12 protein-coding genes are annotated in these 20,711 nt (G+C 37.5%); 2 read left to right on the top strand and 10 right to left on the bottom strand.

Translation table 11 applies throughout. The features are described from left to right. Positions 1-433: 433 nt before the first annotated feature. From F6K06_RS29835 to F6K06_RS29820, 4 genes are all read right to left on the bottom strand, one after another. A complete protein-coding gene (locus F6K06_RS29835) occupies positions 434-850 on the bottom strand; it encodes a secondary thiamine-phosphate synthase enzyme YjbQ (RefSeq protein ID WP_124144267.1) in 417 nt (138 codons plus the stop codon). Positions 851-898: 48 nt separating this feature from the next. Next, positions 899-2,569, bottom strand: coding sequence for a mechanosensitive ion channel family protein (locus F6K06_RS29830; RefSeq protein ID WP_124144266.1), 1,671 nt, complete (start codon positions 2,567-2,569; stop codon positions 899-901). 42 nt (positions 2,570-2,611) lie between these two features. Beyond that, positions 2,612-3,715 (bottom strand): glycosyl transferase, encoded by a 1,104-nt coding sequence (locus F6K06_RS29825; protein WP_124144265.1) that lies wholly within the window; start codon positions 3,713-3,715, stop codon positions 2,612-2,614. 235 nt (positions 3,716-3,950) lie between these two features. Then, positions 3,951-4,133 (bottom strand): hypothetical protein, encoded by a 183-nt coding sequence (locus tag F6K06_RS29820; RefSeq protein ID WP_287308982.1) that lies wholly within the window; start codon positions 4,131-4,133, stop codon positions 3,951-3,953. A gap of 273 nt (positions 4,134-4,406) precedes the next feature. On the opposite strand from F6K06_RS29820, the gene F6K06_RS29815 reads away from it, so the two are divergent. Continuing rightward, positions 4,407-4,730: a FeoA family protein gene (locus tag F6K06_RS29815; protein ID WP_287244316.1), complete on the top strand. Its 324-nt coding sequence runs from the start codon at positions 4,407-4,409 to the stop codon at positions 4,728-4,730. 710 nt (positions 4,731-5,440) lie between these two features. On the opposite strand, the gene F6K06_RS29810 is transcribed toward F6K06_RS29815, so the two are convergent. The 3 genes from F6K06_RS29810 to F6K06_RS29800 all read right to left on the bottom strand — a co-directional run bounded on the left by F6K06_RS29810 (position 5,441) and on the right by F6K06_RS29800 (position 14,828). Further along, complete coding sequence (locus tag F6K06_RS29810; protein ID WP_287323337.1) at positions 5,441-10,981, bottom strand: LamG domain-containing protein; 5,541 nt, start codon at positions 10,979-10,981, stop codon at positions 5,441-5,443. 1,503 nt (positions 10,982-12,484) lie between these two features. After that, entirely contained in the window at positions 12,485-12,646 is a 162-nt protein-coding gene (locus tag F6K06_RS29805; protein ID WP_287244311.1) for a hypothetical protein, read from the bottom strand. A 76-nt stretch (positions 12,647-12,722) separates the two neighbouring features. Beyond that, positions 12,723-14,828 carry a M3 family metallopeptidase gene (locus tag F6K06_RS29800; RefSeq protein ID WP_124144262.1) on the bottom strand — a complete coding sequence of 702 codons (2,106 nt, stop codon included), beginning with the start codon at positions 14,826-14,828 and terminating at the stop codon, positions 12,723-12,725. Positions 14,829-15,950: 1,122 nt separating this feature from the next. Here F6K06_RS29800 and F6K06_RS29795 point away from each other — a divergent pair. After that, positions 15,951-16,157, top strand: a complete 207-nt coding sequence (locus F6K06_RS29795; RefSeq protein WP_287244307.1) for a hypothetical protein — start codon at positions 15,951-15,953, stop codon at positions 16,155-16,157. 334 nt (positions 16,158-16,491) lie between these two features. Here the strand turns inward: F6K06_RS29795 and F6K06_RS29790 are convergent, their stop codons facing one another. The 3 genes from F6K06_RS29790 to F6K06_RS29780 all read right to left on the bottom strand — a co-directional run. Continuing rightward, on the bottom strand, positions 16,492-17,256 hold the full coding sequence (locus F6K06_RS29790; protein WP_124145302.1) for an HAD family hydrolase: 765 nt from the start codon (positions 17,254-17,256) through the stop codon (positions 16,492-16,494). A 398-nt stretch (positions 17,257-17,654) separates the two neighbouring features. After that, positions 17,655-18,278 (bottom strand): TetR/AcrR family transcriptional regulator, encoded by a 624-nt coding sequence (locus F6K06_RS29785; RefSeq protein ID WP_124145301.1) that lies wholly within the window; start codon positions 18,276-18,278, stop codon positions 17,655-17,657. A 1,030-nt stretch (positions 18,279-19,308) separates the two neighbouring features. Next, positions 19,309-20,711, bottom strand: a 1,403-nt coding sequence (locus F6K06_RS29780; RefSeq protein WP_287244303.1) for a DUF11 domain-containing protein, incomplete at its 5' end; no start/stop codon positions are given.

Raw genomic sequence — 20,711 nt, 5'->3', positions numbered from 1 at the left:
TACTTAATATTTAATTATTTCTGAGCAACTAAAATTAATAAAAGTGAGTATGAGTGATCATCTGATTTAGAGGGCAACTTGAACTATTGTTCAACGCCGATGGGGGGTGTGGTGCGATCGCACCACATCCTCATCTATTCTCAATAATGGTTCTCTTTTAGTGGAAGTATTCTTCAGCTTATTCGATAAGTCCATCTCTATATATAGCTTTCAGCTACCTTGTCACCCCGTGAGGTGCCAACTATATAATAAGTATTCAACCGGATTTGATATAATTGGGTCGCGCAACCCCGCCAGGAAATGGCGTTCTGGTTTTTGGAGGCTTGCTCAAATCCCCTACTTCCCCTCCTGGATCCCCTCCTGGGAGGGGCGGGGGTGGGTTGGGTTAGGGGTGGGTTAACTTCTGAATTCTGAATTCTGACTTCTGACTTCGTTAATCTCCACTAATATGAATTACTAAGTCTCGGGTATGACTACGTTGACGATGTTCCCAAACATAAATTCCTTGCCAAGTACCTAATACTAATCTGCCATTATTAATCGGAATTTGTTCTGAAGTATGGGTTAAAACACTGCGAATATGAGCAGGCATATCATCAGGACCTTCAGCACTATGAATATAATGATAACCTTCTGGTACTAATTTTGAGATAAAGTTTTCCAAATCAACTAATACATCTGGGTCGGCATTTTCTTGAATTATTAAGCTGGCGGAAGTATGGCGTAAAAATAGATTACATAAACCTGTTTTTATCCCTGATTTTGCTACACTTTCCTGTACTTTAGGAGTAATTTTTAACAGAGACTTGCCGGAGGTATTTATTTGAAGTAATTGTTGATAGTGAGTCATTTTATTTTTGGTCGGATATATCTTGATTAAGGCTAATAGATAACTTTACTATTGATTTTTGCGTAGTTTAACCCGTAGAGGTTTTAAAAATATTGGAATAGGTTGATCGTTACTCAGTGTTATATGATTAACCACCCTAAGTTCAATATTTGCTTCTTCAAAAGCTTCTTTGATCATTATGCCTAAGACTTTCTGAATAATTAAATGTTTTCCAGGTTTAACTTGTGTAACTACTTCGATTAATATTTGATTGTCAGAAAATTCTTCTACTCCTTCTATTATTGTTGGTTCAATTATGTCTTCTGAATAATTCTCTAGAAGTTTCTTTCCAACTTTTTCTATAATTTCATTGACTTGACTCATCTTAACTTGATAAGGAATTTTCAGCATGACCACTGCATTACTGTAGCTAGAGTGATTAACTATATCTTTAACATCACGATTATGGATAATATAATTTTTATCTTCATAATTAATGCGAGTTGTTCTTAATTCTATTCCCGTAACAAAACCACTTACACCATTTATCTCTACAAAATCTCCTACTAAGTAATAATTTTCAAACAAAATAAAGAAACCTGCAACTATATCTTCAACCAGACTTTGCGCTCCCATTCCAATTGTTAAACCTAAAATACCTACACCTGCTAGAATAGGAGTCGGGTCAATTTTAATAGTATAAAGAATTGCTATACCTGTACCAAAGTAAATCAGGTATTTTGTACAACTTTGAAATAAAGGTAAAAATGTCTCTCGTCTCTGTTTAGATAAATCATCTGTATCACTCTCACGCAGTAGTACTTCTTCTAGTAAAAGTTGACCAATTTCTTGCACAACACGACTCATAAATATAATCCCAATTATTTGCAAAGATAAAAGACCATAAGGAGCTAAACTAGCAATAAAATCAACTTTTTGAACTACTAAAGTAGCTGTAGTAATATAGATTGCATATTCAAGACATCGTTTGGCAAGAGGAATTAATTTACGTAGGCGGTTGTAGATCCGCACAATATTTCTTTGATCGGAATATTTTTTGCTAACAGCATCCAAAGTTTCAATAACTGTTGTATTAGCTTTAGTAAATAGTAATCCCATAATAATAATCATATAAATCTGCAAACTTATATATAAATATTTGACAATTACTTCTGGGAATACCATAATTTGAGCTGATATAGTAACATATAACAGCCAGATAATATTATTAAAGTTACTCTTGAAAAATTCAAATAATTTTTCAATACTGGCGTCATTGGCAGTGATTTGATCGACGTTTTTTGCCCACTCTGTTAACCAAGTTATAAATTTTTTTATATATGGAATACTCCATTTAGTTAAAATTAGTATGCCCAAGATTTTTAGGACTCTAATTCCTATAACTAGCAAGTAATTAAAGGAAATATTTTTAATCAAATAAGTTTGGTATTCGATTAAATTTTTTCCTTGATAAATAAGCCATCCATTAATTCCTGCCACTAATAGACATAGTAGTAAACAACTTACAGTTAAGAATATCTGAATATTTTGGTAGATAAATTCAACCTCTTTTTTCTTGTTTTTGACTGATGGTACTTGTATTAATTGTTTATATGCTCTGCCGAAAACAAATTTAATTGCTACAAATAAACATATTATAAATACGATTTCAACTCCAGTTCCAATGATACTGTTCATATCAATTTCAATGAAGTTATTAATATTAATCTTAGGGTTCATAATTGTTTTCCTTGAATAAAATAATTGGACAGTTGAAAATAATTATTGTAAATAATCTACAACAGCTTGAGCGATCGCTTCACTACCATTTTTATCTAATTTTTCAGATTTACGGGGTGGTTGTAGGGGTTTTCTGAGAAATTCCCAATCACCATCAAAAAATTCTGTTGGAGGTAATATTTGATGATAACTATAATCTTGAATTCCTTCTAATAATAATTTCGATTCGGCAAAACCTTCTCTAACTAATGACACAATAGGTGTTTCTAACCGTAAAGCTTCAGCAAAGGTACTATACCCTGGTTTAGAAATAATCCTGCCACAAATCGGCATCAAATCTACTGGGCGAATATTTGGTAAATTTTTATCTATTTTTTCAAATTCTTTTCTGACATTTATTAGATTAGGAAGTTCAGGGATATTACTATCAAATGTAATAAATTGCCAGTCAGGAAAACGAGAAAGATTTTGATAGGGAATCTTGTCTAAACCTAAACCGCCAAAAGTAAGTAAAATAGTTTTTTCTTGGTCTGTATGAATATTAAATTTTGCTTTAATTTCCTCTGGTTGATAACGTGGAGTTCCTCCAGTCAAACCAACATCAACAATATTAGGAAAAGCGCCCATAGGTTCGTGGAGTGGGAGGCGAAATAAACGGTCACATTTACTGAAACATTCTCCTATCCAATCAGCAATTTCTAGAAATTCACCACCCCAAGGACGATAAATAAAATCCCAACCAAAATTATTCAACATCCAACCAGGAATATCGGCAGTTTGAGCAATTTTAGCAGCAAGTGGCGGAATATCTGCTAATAATAAATCTACTCGATTTTGTTTAATAAAATTTACTTCTCCAGCAATAATTGACCGTTCTTTACTCCGAATTTCTTTCAATTTTTCTAGGGTAGTTTGTTTATCCATTGTGATACTGTCTGATTGAATAACTCCCACATCAAAAGCACGGGGACGATAAATAAAATCACCAGAAATATAAGATTCTAATAACCAACGGGGAGCAGTTGTCACCATAATCAATAAAACATCTGGACACATTTTTTGCACCAGATTAGCAACTGATGATATGGGTACAGCATGACCAAATCCATGGTTAGTAATAGCAATATATAAGGTAGGTCGAGGCATGAGATTTTTTCAATTAAAGATTAATACTATAGCAATTCCCAAAAAGCGTGAGGTAAAAATTCTAGGTTTTAGGCAACAGGCAACAGGCAACAGGCAACAGGGAAGAAAGATAAAAGTACCTCACGCTTACTGAGAAACGCTATATCCTATAACAAATTTCTATAGCATTCATTAGTAATATGCTCATAAAAAGTAAAGTATTTTATTATAATTAGAGCGCTATTCAACTAAAATATTACCAGTTATGTTTTTTTTCTAAAAAAGCTAATTTTTTTGTAATATCAATTTTGAGTAAGGAGCTGTTTGTAAACAAAAGATTAAGTGGGGTTTGTGGTGGCACACTTACCATTTCTGGAATCATTGTCAGTTTGAAACATAACCCACCATGTGCTGTGGGATAGTGCTTTATGTAACACACTTCACACCCTACGCGATCTAATATTTATTTGATAAATATTCTCTAATAGGAGTAGAAAATCCAGAAAAAAACTTATTGATAGTTTCAAAAATCTCCAGTCTACATCTGGTCAGATTTATATTAAAAATTTCACAAATAAACCCAATTATCAAGCATCTATTCTTTTAGTAGAACATACTTTGATTAACCTTAATGATATTTTTTAATATATTTGAATTATCAAAATATTGAGTAATACTTCACAGTCATAAAGATAAAAATACTAATTTTAAAATGTTGTCTAATCATCCAGAAAAAATAATTTTTGACGCAGAAAATAAGCAAGATTTAGATAGTAAAACTACTACACAACTGATAGATTTATCTTGTCTAGATATCCAAATTCCAGCAATCATTAAAAGAATTGAAATAGATACTTATGGTGAAGTATTAGTCAAACGTCTTAAAGCTATGGGAGTTGTGCCAGAAAAACAAATAATGGTATTACGAAAAAGTTGCTTTTGCGGACCACTTCATATCAGAGTAGGTATCAGTACAGAATTAGCAATTAGGAGAGAAGAAGCAAAAACAATTTTTGTAAAACCGCTAATTTTATAAACGAAGGCAGAAGGCAGAAGAAACAATTCCCTTTCCTAGGTCATGCTGCGCAAATAGCATAAGTGCCTCCTGCCTTCTGCCTTTCCTGATAACTGTTTAACCGGATTTGATATGAAGTACAGATATTATAGCGCTACGCTCTAGGGAACAGGGAACAGGGAACAGGGAATAGCAAACTGTAAAAGAGTTTTAGGATTGAAAAATGTCCTAATATCAAATTGGGTTAAACAGTTATAGAATCGTTAACTCCTTCTGAGTTAACTCACCCCTCGCCCCTGCCCCTCCCCCTCCCAGGATGGGAAGTCAGGAAGACCGAGTCAGGAGGAGAGAGAATTACAAAGATGAGCGTAGTTATGACGATTGGAGAATTTTTTTATGTCCAATAAAACAGATTTGATATAACCAATTTTTGTAGCGCTATAACAATTAAATTTTCCCAGTTCAGGCATCTTGCCCGCTATATATAAATCAGGCGTTGGTGAATTATTGTATGATATTAACCTTAATTACTTAGGAGTCAGGAGAAAGAAATGTGCTTTTTGGTCAATTCAGTAAAGACAATATCTCATCTTGCCATTCAAAGAATTACTCTTAATTTACCTAAATTACTGATTTCATACCTCCAATCACCAATGCCATAAATCAAAAGGGGCAGCCATAAAATGCTACCCCAAAAAAATCGATCGGATGCCCTTTGAGACTACAGCTATCTAACGATAAAAGTTGTTGACCCTATTTACCATATTATTCTTGATAAATAAAACCGCTACATCCCAATAGCGATCGTCTGTATCTTTAATATCGCACTTAATTTTCCATTCTTCATCCTCAACAACAGGCATGATCGTCAATGCTGAAGCTTTGTGTTTTTGCTTTGCTCCGGAATTAAATCCGGCAATAACTGCAGTCCATTCTGACGCTGAATATCCAGTTTTGATTGTGGGATTACCTTTGACCTGATAAGTCCGATATTCCATAGGTTTTTGGGTAGTATCAGTTTCATCAGTCGTTGATGTGGCGTCTGTTTCACCAGTCGTTGATGTAGTAGCAGGTTGATTTACTTTCATTAGTTCGTTAATTTCCTCTTGAGATAACACTCGGTCATAAATTCGCAGATGAGCAACTTTACCCTCATAGAACCCATAACCACAACCCAATTTAATTTGAGTAATTTGACTTAATTCTTGATCTTTACCTGTAACAGTTTGCCACAGACTACCATTGAGATAGATTTTCATCTCACCGGTAGTAATATTCTTTGTAAATACCCAGTGATTCCATTTACCCTTAAAATCAGAGACTTGAGCTAATTGTTCAATTCTGTCAAAAGAAGAGGTTTTATTTCCACAATCAAAGTATACGGTACTGTCTGACCACGGTAAGTGAATATTAACTACCCTGTTATTAGTTTTATCTTCTGCTAACAAAATAGAGCTTTGTTTGGGTAGAGACTCTCCGCCATTTGCCCAAAAACTAATTGTGAGTTCATTAGTTTCGGGAATAGCGGTTGGGGGTAGTTCGATATAATCATCTACTCCATCAAAACCTATACAATCGCCAAAGTTAGGGTCAGCTATGACTTCAGCACCATAAACTTTGCCATTGAGTGTTCCATCTGAGGCATCAACTACTTCTTTTTCTTTTGCTGAGTTTTCTACTATTTCATTGAGTGGGAGATGGAGGTGTAAACCACTATTTATATCTATAGGTTTAGGAGTTTGATCCGTTGTTGATGTGCTATCGGTTTCACCAGTAGTCTCAGTCTCATCCGTTGTTGATGTGCTATCGGTTTCACCAGTAGTCTCAGTCTCATCCGTTGTTGATGTGCTATCGGTTTCACCAGTAGTCTCAGTCTCATCCGTTGTTGATGTGCTATCGGTTTCACCAGTAGTACCAGTCTCATCCGTTATTGATGTGCTGTCGGTTTCACCAGTAGTACCAGTCTCATCCGTTATTGATGTGCTGTCGGTTTCACCAGTAGTACCAGTCTCATCCGTTGTTGATGTGCTGTCGGTTTCACCAGTGGCATCAGTCTCATCAGTTGTTGGTGTAGTGTCAGTTTCACCAGTGGTCTCAGTCTCATCAGTTGTTGGTGTAGTGTCAGTTTCACCAGTGGTCTCATCAACTGTCATCAATTCGTTAATTTCTTCTGGAGATAATACTCGGTCATAAATTCGTAGATGAGCAACTTTACCATTATAAAAACCATAACCACAACCAAATTTAACCTGAGTAATTGAGCTTAGAGGATTTTCTTTACCAACACCACTTTGCCACAAACTACCATTAAGATAGATTTTCATCTCACCCGTAGCCACATTCTTGGTAAATACCCAGTATGTCCATCGATCTTTAAAGTCACTTGCCTGGGATGGTTTTTCGATACGGTCATAACTATTATCAGTAGTAGTTGTATTTCCACAATCAAAGTATACGTTACTATTTGACCAAGGTAAATGAATGTTGACTACCCTGTGATTACTTTTATCTTGTGCCAAGATAATAGAATTCTGATTAGGTAGAGACTTGCCGCCATTTGCCCAGAAACTAATTGTAATTTCACCAGTTTCGGGAATAGTTGCTGTAGGAAGTTCGATATAATCCTTCGTACCATCAAAGTTGATACAGTTGCCAAAGCGATCGTCTGCTACAACTGTTGCACCATTAACTTTACCATTGAGTTTTCCTGCTGATATATCAACAACTTCTTTTTCTTTAGCAGCATTTTCGACAATTTCATTCAATGGCAGATGCAGTTGTAAACCACGATTAATATCCATAGGTGGAGGAGTTCCATCCACTTTCATACATTCATTAATCTCTTCAGGAGATAATGCTCGGTTATACATCCGCAGATGCGACATTTTGCCATGAAAAAATCCATCTGCTGACCAGTTACTATCACCAATATAATTTTTAGTGCGATTAAGATTATTAGGTAGATGTACTAAACCACTCTGTACTTCTTCACCATTCTTGTAGATTTTGCCACTACCTGACCCATCAACGGTTACTGTTAAATAAAGCCACTGGTTCAACTCTAGCATTCCATCCACTTTAATCCTGTTTCGAGTAGCACCTTGATAAACATCGAAGACTAAATTCTGAGTAGTACTTTCATTCGCAAACAGAATGTTGTTGTTACCTGGACCTTTTCCAAAATCAATAATTCTCGACCAACTCTTGAAACTGCTATAGTGTACCCAAGCTTCGACAGTCAAACCTTGTGAATAGTCAATATTCATTTCTGGCATTTGGATATAATCATCCACACCGTCAAAATTTAGACAATTGCCAAGTTTGGAGTCTGCTACAACTATTGGTTTTCCATTGACTTTGCCATTGAGTTTTGCTGGAGAAACATCAACAACTTCTTTTTCTTTGGCTGCATTTTCCACTATCTCATCCAGTGGTAGATGCAATTGTAAACCACGATTTATATCCATAGGTGGAGGAGTTTGATCCACTTTCATGCATTCATTGATTTCTTCAGGAGATAACGCTCGGTTATACATCCGCAGATTTGACATTTTGCCCTGAAAATATCCATCTGTTGACCAGTTACTTTTACCAATATAGTTGTTAGCGCGATTGGTATTGTTGGGAAGATTGATTAACCCACTCTCTACTTCTGTACCATTCTTGTAAATTTTAGTCTTCCCCGAACCATCAACTGTTACTGCCAAATGTAGCCATTTGCTCAACTCTAGCTTTCCATTTGCTTGTACCCTGTTGGAAGTTGTTCCTTTAAAACTATCGAAACATAGATTGCTTGTTGTGGTTTCGTTAGCAAACACAATGTTGTTATTTGGAGTACCATTGCCAAAGTCAATAATTCTTGACCAATGCTTAAAGCTGTTATAGTGTATCCAAGCTTCTACAGTCAAACCTTGTGAATAGTCAATATTCATTGCTGGCATTTGGATATAATCATCCACACCGTCAAAACTTAGACAATTGCCAAGCTTGGAGTCTGCTACAATTATTGGTTTTCCATTGACTTTGCCGTTTAGCTTTGCTGCTGAAACATCAACAACTTCTTTTTCTTTAGCTGCATTTTCGACAATTTCATTCAGTGGCAGATGGAATTGTAAACCACGGTTAATATCTATAGGTGGAGGAGTTCCATCTTCTTTCATACATTCATTGATGTCTTCTGGAGATAATACTCGGTTATACATCCGCAAATGAGCCATTTGCCCCTGAAAAGCTTGGTTAGCAGCAAATCCTCCTCCCAGCTTATCTTGCTCTTGCCCTAATACCAGTGCTCCTCCAGTGGCAATTGGATTTCCTTGACTAATGACTTTAGAGTGTACTTCTTTTCCGTCTTTGTACACTTTAAATTGTCCATCGCTACTTTGCCAAGTAATTGCTACACAATGCCATTCACCATCGTTGAAAGCAACTCCCGTACTATACCACTTGTTATTAACAGTGGGTGTGATATTTTTAATGTTGTATATTTGAAACTCGTTATACCTCTGTGCGGAAGATTTTGCGTATGAGATAACTGTACCTTCTTTCTGTTGGTTGTTCGATCTAACCCAACATAATACTGTCATTGCTTCCGAGGGAAAGTTGGGCATGGGATTAATGATCACATAATCATGATTCCCATTAAAGTTTAAACAATTGCCAAAGCGTGGTTCAGCTACAACTGTTGCACCATAAACTTTACCATTGAGCTTTCCTGCTGAAATATCAACAACTTCTTTTTCCTTAGCAGCATTTTCCACTATTTCATTCAATGGCAGATGCAGTTGTAAACCACTATTTATATCCATAGGTGGAGGAGTTCCATCCACTTTCATACATTCGTTAATTTCTTCTGGTGATAATACTCGGTCATAAATCCGCAGGTTTGTCATTTTTCCGTGAAAATATCCTGTTCCTGACCAATTACTTACGCCGATATAGTTTTTGGTTCGATTAACACTATTGGGGACAGCTACCAACCCTCCCCCTACTTCTTGACCATTCTTATAAACCTTGGCATTTCCTGACTCATCAATTGTTGCTGTTAGATGAAGCCACTTACTTGCTTCGAGTATCCCTTTTACCTCAATAGCTTTTCTGGTCGAACCAACAAACACAACTAATAATCCATCATTTGTTGTAGTATGATTCCCAAAAATGATATTGTTTTTACCAGGACCGTTAGCGAAATCAATAACTCTTGATTGGTACTTGAAACTGTTATAATACACCCAAACTTCTACAGTAATACCCTTTGAATAGTCAATATTCATTTCCGGCATTTGGATATAATCATCTACCCCATCAAAACTTAAACAGTTACCAAAGTTTGAGTCGGCAACAATTGTTGCACCATGAACTTTGCCATTGAGTTTTCCTCCCGAAATATCAACTACTTCTTTTTCCTTAGCAGCATTTTCCACTATTTCATTCAATGGCAGATGCAGTTGTAAACCACTACTTATATCCATAGGTTTAGTTTCAGGCATTTTGCTAATTGGACTTGTAGAGGTAGTATTGCTAGCAACATAAATATCATGTAAATCATTAGGTATTACACCTTTAATCTTTTTTTGTTTAAAAGTAAGGGTAATAGATGTATAACGTTGGTCGCTCGGTAACTGAAACAAACCTAGACCCGTATCTGTGCCAAAAGAAGTACCTGGGTTGGGTGGAGTTGGGCAAAACTCTTGTTTACCTTGAGAGTTTTTACCAGAGATAGTTTGAGTCGCTGCATCTAGGAATACACGAGCATTATTTCCTTGGCCAAGAGTGCCACTGTTGAATAATTTCCAGTCAGTTAAATTTAGTGGACTACCATCTAGAGTTGTTGCTGTGACTTTTATGGTTGTATATCCAGCTGCAGTACCGTTGAAAAATCTTGATATGGCCAAATATGTGTCACCACAGGTAGCGCCATCAGTTGCTTTTGAGCCAGTTAGAGAAGCTTTGTAGTTACTAAAATCTAGAGTAACAGAATAATTATTTTCACGTCCTATAGTCCTGATTTGAGGCATAGTAACAGTGATACCTTTTACTTTACCTGTTAAGCTAAATTTATTCTCTATTTCCCCAGATAGGAGGCGGTCTTCTGTAATGGGGGTATCTCCATTTGGCTTTCCTTTCCAACCACGGTCATTATAGTCTATTTGATTGTAGGTTATACCTATTGTACCTCCGAGACCATCAGAGATTTGCGCTGTTTGGCCAAACCCTGGATACTTATAGTCGGTAGTATCCCAAAAGGTGAGGTTTTTAGTAGCGACTTCAGACATGATAATGCTCCTTATTTATTAATTAATCGGCAATTTCTAGCGACACTAATCATTCTCTGATTGTCTTTAAAAATATACAATCCAGATATTTTTTGGCTTCTGTCTATAAACAAGTATAAGGTAAGCATTTCCTCCGGAATGCTGCGCAAACAGCTATTAGTTGTCAGCTATCAGCAACAAGACTCTCTCCTTAAAGACAGTGCTTAAATTAATATAGACTTTAAGAGCAAGGGAGCCAACTTTTGTAGTAAGACAATTAATAAAGCTTTGATCGTCAACTAAAAGCAATAGCTGATAGCTGATGGCTGACAGCTGAATGCTTACAGTATAAGTTTTTTGATGCACAAGCTAAACATTTCTTAATAATACATTTTACCACTGATGAAATTATCCATAGAGTTAAATTTTATTAAGGATTATTGCTAAATTTTTGGTAAGGATTCAGGTCAGGCCAATTTGTTATAAAGTCCAATATTTCAACGATAATAATGGCCTACTTTAAGCTGATAAAATCAAAAACTTTCTATCATTAAATGGTTAACTATATCAAAAAAAAATAATGAAATTGATATTAATTCGTAAAGTCGATATAGGTTGTTCTTGAAACTAGCAAAATTAGGATTGGCGTTGGTAAAGCGCGTGTATGATATTAATCTTAATTACTTACCGAGAAATTGTGGGTATGCGCCTCCCCTTTTCAGGGGAAAAAAGAAAAAATTTTTCCTTTGAGTCAATCCTCTTCTTTTCAAGGAGAGGTAATAATTAATAATTAATTATTAATTATTAATTGTTGAACACCCCTAACCCCTCCCAGGAGTGGAAAGACCGAGTTAGTAGGAAAGAAAGAAGAAGAAACAGGAGTAGAAGGATAAAGTTTTTTGGTCGCGTAAAGGTCATGGACTTCTATCGCGCTCTTATCCGGACATGATATCATACCTCAAATTACCAACACCTTAGGATTAAATATATCAATATTCCTGATATTAGATTATGCAAAATATCAAACTGCTAGTTGCTGCAAGACAATACAAAAATATGCTCTGAATCTGTATTGCCTTTAATCAATAAATAAGGAATTTATTTGAGGCGATCGCTTATTTATTTATAAAGAGTAAATCTGAATTTATCAATATAGCCATTATGAACAAATAATATATTTTTATAATTAAATGGTTGACAGTTACTCAAGTCAATTCCTTGACCAAGAGTTGTACTTCTAACATAAGTTATAATACATCCTGACTCTATATAACGACCGATAATTACTGATAATACTGATAATAAAGTTGGCGTTGCATAAATGTGGGATGATTTTAATAGTTTTGTGGAATTGGCATCTTGCCCGTTCCTGATATTTTCCCGTTCCTGATATTTTCACTCCTTGGACAGAAAAATTCTTTCCCTCTACTGCCTACAGCAAAGCTGCCTATGTGTGGAGGAGATGTCTATTAGACATCTGGTAAAAATCCCAAATCAAATCAATTCTCACACATAAATTATCAATTATTTCCCCTCCCCCTCCTGGGAGGGGCGAGGGGTGGGTTCCCTACTGCCTACAGCAAAGCTGCCTACTCCCTCTATAATATTCATCCGGCCTCTCAGCAATGCCCAAAAAGGAATACAGGCACGGGAGCAAGATGCTCCCACTACTGTGCCTCGTAACAAACATTCGTACAGAAAAATTCTTTCCCTCTACTGCCTACAGCAAAGCTGCCTATGCGTGGAGGAGATTTCTATTAGTTTACACAGTAGCTATCAAACCACTATGTCTCAACAAAGGTTCAGTATTAGGTTCCCGACCTCGGAAAGTTTTAAACACCTCCATCGGATGCAAACTACCACCTAATGCTAATACTGTATCTCGAAAACGTTTACCACAAGTGGCGATCGCTACTTCATCTTCTAAACCAGCTTCTTCAAAGGCAGCAAAAGCGTCAGCACTCAATACTTCTGCCCACTTATAACTATAATAACCAGCAGCATAACCGCCAGCAAAAATATGTGCAAAAGCACATAAAAATGAATCTTCTGGCAATGGAGCTAACACAGTAGTAGTTTTAGCGATGCGGTTACGCACATCCATCACTGTTTCCTCAGCACCTGGTTGATAACGATGATGTAGCTCAATATCAACTAGCGCAAAGTGCAACTGACGTAACATCCCACTGCCACTCATATAATTTCTGGCAGCCAAAAGTTTCTGATAATAATGTTCTGGCAGAGTTTCCCCTGTTTGATAATGTTTTGCCATTCCAAATAATGTGGCGCGGTCGTAACACCAGTTTTCCATAAACTGACTGGGTAACTCCACCGCATCCCACTCTACATTATTAATACCAGCAGCTCCTGCATAGTCAACCGTTGTCAACATATGTTGTAAACCGTGTCCGAACTCATGGAAAAGAGTTTCTACCTCACGAAAAGTCATCAAACTAGGTTTACCATCTACAGGAGGTGTTTGGTTGCATTGCAAATAAGCTACTGGCAAACGCAAAGTAGTTTGACCATTTTCCATAAGCTTTGCGCGAGCAATACATTCATTCATCCATGCACCACCCCGTTTTTCTGCCGGGCGACTATAAGCATCAAGATAGAAGTAAGCGATGGGTGTATTTTTCTCATCACTAACTTGGAAATAACGCACATCTTGATGCCAGACTGGTGCTTCCCCATCAGCAGCAGTAATATTAATACCAAATATCCGTTTGACTAAAGCAAATAAACCATCAAGAACTTGGGGTAGTGGGAAATATGGTCGTAACTCTTCGGCAGTAAAAGCAAACTTTTCTTCCCGCAGTCTTTCCGCCCAAAAACTGGTATCCCAATGTTTTAGGTCATTTGCCTCTAGGGCATTTTTACTGGCAGCAAATTTTTTCAATTCTTCTAAGTCTGTAACTGCAGCATCATAACTCACACTGCGTAGCTCTTCTAATAATTTTTCCACTGCTTCAACACCAGGCGCCATTTTACTAGCGAGACTCAGTTCTGCATAACTATTAAAGCCTAAAATTTGAGTTTTTTGTTGACGTAGCTCTAAAATACGTTGAATTAAAGGATAGTTGTTTAACTCCCCACTAGAAGCACGACTAATAAAAGCTTTATACAGTTGTTCTCGTAACTCCCGTCGTTTGCTGTGCTGCATGAAGGGCGCAAAACTGGGATAGTCGAGAGTGATGCGCCATGGTCCGCTTTCTGGAGTTGCATTTTCTGCTCCAGCATCTCTGGCACCTTGAGCTGCCAAACTTAATAAACTGGGAGGTAAACCATCGACTTCTTCTTTGTTTGTCAATGTGAGACTAAAAGCTTTTGTGGCATCAAGGACGTTATTGGAAAACTTTGTAGAAAGTTCTGCTAATTCTAGTTGAATGGTGTTGAAACGTTCTCGCTGTTCCCCTTCTAAACCTACTCCAGAAAGTTCTGCATCTCTGATAGCAGCTTCAACTATGCGTTTTTGTCCTGAATCTAGATTTTGCCAACTATCACTATTGTGTAATTTTTTGAAGGCTTGATAAAGAGGTTTGCTTTGGCTGAGTTTATTAGAAAATTCTACTATTTTTGGTTGTATTTCATCATAAGCTTTTCTTAGTTCAGGGCTATTTTTTACTCCCATTAAATGCCCTACTATTCCCCAACTCCAACTTAAACGGTCTACTAATTTTTGTATGGGTTCTACTAGGTCATTCCAAGTAGGTTTAACTGTGGCTTCTAAGTTTGTTAATTCTTGCTCTAATTCTGTTAGAAGTTCTGTCATTGTAGGGACTACATCTTCTGGTTTAATCGATTCAAAAGGAGGTAATCCTTTACCATTTAATAATGCTTTATTTGTAACTGTAGCTTGAGCATTCATAAGCAGTTTTTCTTGATATCCCAATCATCTTTATTTTTGGTATTATATTATTGTAGCTTAACTGAGCAAAAAATCGGCGTTGGTGAAGCGCGTGTATGATATTAATCTTAATTATTTAGGAAGACCGAGTCAGGAGGACTGAGCCAGGAGGAAAGAAAGAAGGAAGAAAGAAGAGGAGGAAAAGGAGAAAGTTTTTTTGATCGCTAATTAGGGCTTGCTGATTAAATCTAAAAGTATTTAAAGATAAAGGTTTTAGCCTTTTTAAGTATCAAAAAGTACGAGGTTTTAGGTGGTAATGGTTCAAAAATGAGCGGATTTTGGTCAAGAGTTGGGCAGAAAAATTAAGGGACGATTCTTGCTACTATCTCCTCTATAATTCCCATTTCTCCTGACTCGGTCATCCTGACTCCTGACTCCTCCTCTTACCGAAAAATTGTGGGTATGCGCCTCCCCTTTTAAGGGGATAATAAAGAAAAATTTTCATGATTAGTCAATCCTATTCTTTTCAAGGATAGGTAATAATTAATTATTAATTATTAATTGTTGAACAAAAGACTTCCATCAGCAAACCCTAATTATCCGGACATGATACAGTATTTAATTCACTTGAATATTAATCGATGTATCAGTAATATCATGTCCGTTAGTATTGTTCGTGTAAAACAGGACTTATATAGAATCCGGTTATATAGTATATGTTTATAACTATACTTAAAGCCTTCAATCTCCCCTACTCCCCTACTCCCCCAACTATATAATAAGTGTTCAACCGGATTTGATATTACGCATAATATCATGTTCCCCCTCCGGGGGAGCTACGAATTGCGGATAATCAGTTATAATAAAATTTAAGGGATCCGGGTATCGACAGTACCAAACAAATACTTAAATTATCAATACCCCCAATACGAATATTTGTTCTTTTTCTCCAATATTTCCTCCTGACTCGGTCCTTCCCCTCCTGGGAGGGGGAGGGGCGAGGGGTGGGTTGACTCCTGAGGACTCACAACAGTCATTTATAAGTATTCAAGCGTTAGCGTAGCTCCCCCGGAGGGGGAACATGATATAAGGTACGAAAAATTAGGATTTGAGATTGCTTTCCTGTCGGTCGCAATTACGGAAATGCTTTGTATAGCGCTGTGCGCAGGCAACAGGCAACAGCGGTGCGACCCCGCGACGACGCCAGTCGCAAGGGAATGCGCACCAAGAGAGGCAACAGGCAACAGCTCCGGAAGGGGGATTGAAGAAGGAGACAGGAGACAGGAGACAGGAGACAGGAGGAAAATTACATGGGGATTCTCACCCCAAGTAATTTTGAACACCGTGTAGACGGTGGGGTATTAAACCCACAAAGAAAATGTTGAAGAAGGAGACAGGAGACAGGAGACAGGAGACAGGAGGAAAATTACATGGGGATTCTCACCCCAAGTAATTTTGAACACCGTGTAGACGGTGGGGTATTAAACCCACAAAGAAAATGATAAAAAACCTATAATATAAGATTTTAGCTATTGGACACCTCTTGTAATTTGTAAATATGCCAGCGCACATTGCTATACTGCGTAAGTCCTATAAAAGTTAGCGTGAATATCTACAAGGAAATTTAAGTTTTTTCTAGCTTTTAACCCTTCTTCCTTCTTCCCTTTTCCTTCTTCCTTCTTCCTTACCTGAAGTTGATAATATCGTCTATTAAATTCATATCGATATAAGTTTTACCTTTAGCATCTCCAGCAATGACAGTAAAAGATTTATCTGGTTCTCCTAAATGATTTAAAACTAAAGTTGCACCAGTAAAATCTTGATTTTGCGTATAATCATTAACTGTAACAATTGTTTTTAATCCTACTGTCAAAGCAGCTTTTAAACCATTATCTGAATCTTCAAATACTAGACAATTATCTGGTTGAATATTCATTTTTTCTAACACATAATAATAAATATCTGGCGCCGGTTTTTTTTGTGAAACTATGTCTCCTGCTGCAATTATTTCAAACCATGATAAACTTTCCTTGCCCAAGGTATTTTCTAATAATGCAGTTACATTTTCTAAGGTGCTAGTAGTAGCGATCGCTAACCGTATTTTCTGATTTCGTGCCTCTGCTAATAATCTTTTTACACCCAAGCGCAATGGAATAGTTCCTGTTGCTAATAACCTTTGATAATATTGAGTTTTCATGGCGTGCAGATTATAAATTAATTCCTGGAGTGGAATAGATGATTTAAACTCTGGTTGATACCGACTAATATAAAAGTTGATACGTTCTTTGCCACCCGCTACTTCCAACAATTCTCCGTATAACGAAACTGACCATTCCCAATCTAACCCTGCTGTAGCAAAAGCCTGATTAAAAGCTATTCTATGGCCATCTCGCTCTGTATTTGCCAAAGTCCCGTCAACATCAAATATTAAGGTAAACAGTTCAGTCATTTAATTAAAAGTGTGGTAATAATAAATAATGATTATCATTTTCTTTGTGGGTTTAATACCCCACCGTCAACGGGGGTGTTCAAAATTACTTGGGGTTAGAATCCCCATGTAATTTTCCTCCTGTCTCCTGTCTCCTGTCTCCTGTCTCCTGTCTCCTTCTTCAAACTTTTAAGTTGATTTTATAACCTCAACAGAAGATCCACTTCATTAGACATCTCCGATAATAGAAAATAAAATTAATTATCTCACTCTTATTCATCAATTCTTTCTCCCTGCTCCCTACTCTCTAGTGCAGAATGGCAGAAATAACTAACCAGTTACAAAATCCTAAAAGCCTTACCAATCGATACTTTTGACTTTTGACTTTTGACTTTTGACTTCCGCGTAGCGGCATTAACCTAAGCACTAATTCCAAAAGTGATAAAAGTTACTAGACGTTCTACAAGATCGTCAATTTCCTCACTAGAACTTTTTTCACTCAAGGGTTCTAATGGCTCAATTTGATTGAGAACTCGGATCAACATCGCTATCACAAGATCGAGTTTCCATTCTAATTCCGTTGGAGATTGATTCGGAAGCACTTTCTGCATTATATCTAGAAATCTTTGGTGAGTTCTACTAAATTCTGCTTCCGCTAGTCTCTGAATTGGATAGGGTTCCGTGCGACAACGGCCCATAAATTTGGCATGAATTAGACATTGCTCTGAGCTATCCTGAATTATTTGTAGTGGTGGGGTAATTACAGCTGCTAAAATTTCTGCCACTGAAGGGAGGTCTTCAGAGTCTTCCAGAATTGCCAGTTGTCGTAGTTGTTCTTCAACAATGGGTTGTGCTACTCGTTGAACTGTTGCGATAAATAATTCTTCTTTTGAACCAAAATGATAATGGACTGCAGCCAAATTCACATCTGCCTCTCGAATTATGGCCCTTAGAGAAGTTCCAGCAAAGCCTAGAGAAGCAAAAAGTTTCTCAGCAGCATTAAGAATTTGCTCTTTTGTATCAATAGTTGAATTCTTGCTCATTCAGTCGTGTCTATGATTTGCTCGACATTTTAGTCTAACACCGAGAAGTCCATTTTGACTGTATTAGCTGCTCCTGTAAATATCTATTCTACTTCTACTGCCCCCAAAACCTTAAAAGTCTCCTTTAAAACTCTTGGTGTTGCACCATTAGAGATGTCACCATCTCCCCAGATGTCTGTGTTGGCCTGCTGATTGACCATCTCATATCAAATCTGTTTAATTAGGTATAAAAACATTCTGCATCTTCACCATTACCAAATCTTGATAACTGTTTTTCCTCCTGTACGTCGCCAATCCGACAGATTCGTTTAGCATCGGTATTGTAAGCGTGAAGGTAAGGAAGGAGGAAGAGGGAAGAAGGAAGAGGGAAGAAGGCTTAAAAACTTGAAAAAACGTAAATTTCCTGTAGATATTCACCCTTGGTTTTACACAAACGCACCCCAGCGAACATGATATGAGGGCAAAAGTTCTTTCTCCTTGTAGTGGTGACATTGATGCTTTGAATATAGTTATACCAAATTCACGCAAAGGCAGTTATATCATGTCCGGATAATTAGTGATAAGAAAACTCTCTCCTTCAACTCCAGTTCTTCTTCTTTCTTCCCTCCTGACTCCTGACTCCTGACTCCTGACTCCTCCGTAGTTATTTATTTACACTGTTCAACCGGACATGATATTACATCTTAATTTGTGATTTCTTCTTAAAAGAAAAAATTATAAATTCCATAAATTCTAAAATTTCCACCTTTTTTCCTCTTTAATATTTATGTTTCTCTGTTCCCTGTTCCCAGCTCCGGTGTTCCCTGTTCCCTGTGTCCTCACGCTTTGCAATATTTTATGAAATTGGTATTACAAAAACTGTTTTTGGTTTTTCTGCCTTAAGGATAAATAAAGTTTGCTCATTGTGATGATCTAAAAAAGAGGTATGGCAGATATCCTCCACCACACCTTGTATATTGTAATTGATTTGAAGTTCGGACTATAACTAGCTAATCATGCCCAATTTCAAGCATAATTAGTGGATGCACAATTACAAACCGTTGTTGTTGTAGTCGTCTAGTATCCCGTGGATCTCATTACCAGCAGGAAGCGGCAATGCACCTTCCATACCAACATTTTGATCATAGGGACTGGGCAAACTGGAAATAGGGCTATCAATACCGCCGTTCCAGAAACCGGAGCTTGCTGCAATTGGCGGACTATCGATACCAGTCACCAGGTCTTCGAGAGCACCGTCACCCTTGCCATCACCATCTTCATCTGGTGTTAGGGTCTGAAGCCATTGAATACCATCGGTGATATCGTCCGTTGGTGCTGGGTTGCCTGCAAGGTAGTTCAACCAGGACGCATTGAGCGAACGTCCAAGGGTGTACCGCTTGTCTTGTTGCACCTTGTTTGAGGCTTTGATAATATCCAATGCTTCTTCAGTAGTGTAGAAGATCGTGTTTTCATCCTCATCAGTCTTGCCATTACGGTTGTAGTCACCGATCAGAATGCCTGTTTGATACTCTCCTGTCACGGGGTCGAGGACTTTTCCAGGTTCCTCAGAGTTGGTGTAAGGTGGATAGAAGAGGTCGCCATCGGGGAAGTCTGGTTGACCTGCTTGTGAAGGTTCGTTGCCTTCGATGCCGTCCCAGAATTTCTGCCACTTCTTGTTCTGCCAGAATCCGGGTGTGCGGACACCAGGACTTGGAATTACTGGGAGCGGTGTGACCGTCGCACTATCCTGGTCATCTTCTTCTGGTTCGTTATTATTCGGAGTCGAATCTGGGTCAAACTGGTCAGAAGCAGTGACTTGAGCAATATTCTCTATCGCTGCAGCAGAAGTAACTGTCGCTGTGATAGTTAAAGTGGAAGTTGAACCATTTTCCACAGTACCTACATCCCAAATACCAGTGACATTGTCATAACTACCTTCACTAGTAGTATCAGAAACATAGGTCAAACCAGCAGGTAAGAGGTCTTTGACATCCACATTGGTGGCATCATTGGGACCATCGTTAGTCAAGTTAATGGTGAAGGTAATGTTTTCACCCACATTGGGAGTAGTATTATCTACTTCCTTGACCACAGATAGGTCTGCTTGCTCTGGAGAAACCGTCGCGTTATCCTGGTCATCTTCTTCTGGTTCGTTATTATTCGGAGTCGAATCTGGGTCAAACTGGTCAGAAGCAGTGACTTGAGCAATATTCTCTATCGCTGCAGCAGAAGTAACTGTCGCTGTGATAGTTAAAGTGGAAGTTGAACCATTTTCCACAGTACCTACATCCCAAATACCAGTGACATTGTCATAACTACCTTCACTAGTAGTATCAGAAACATAGGTCAAACCAGCAGGTAAGAGGTCTTTGACATCCACATTGGTGGCATCATTGGGACCATCGTTAGTCAAGTTAATGGTGAAGGTAATGTTTTCACCCACATTGGGAGTAG

Origin of the sequence: Okeania sp. SIO1H4, from assembly GCF_010672695.1 — a bacterium.
Taxonomy (GTDB): Bacteria; Cyanobacteriota; Cyanobacteriia; order Cyanobacteriales; family Microcoleaceae; genus Okeania; species Okeania hirsuta.
The sequence above is the reverse complement of the archived record's forward strand: the minus strand, read 5'-3'. Positions and strand labels throughout refer to the sequence as shown.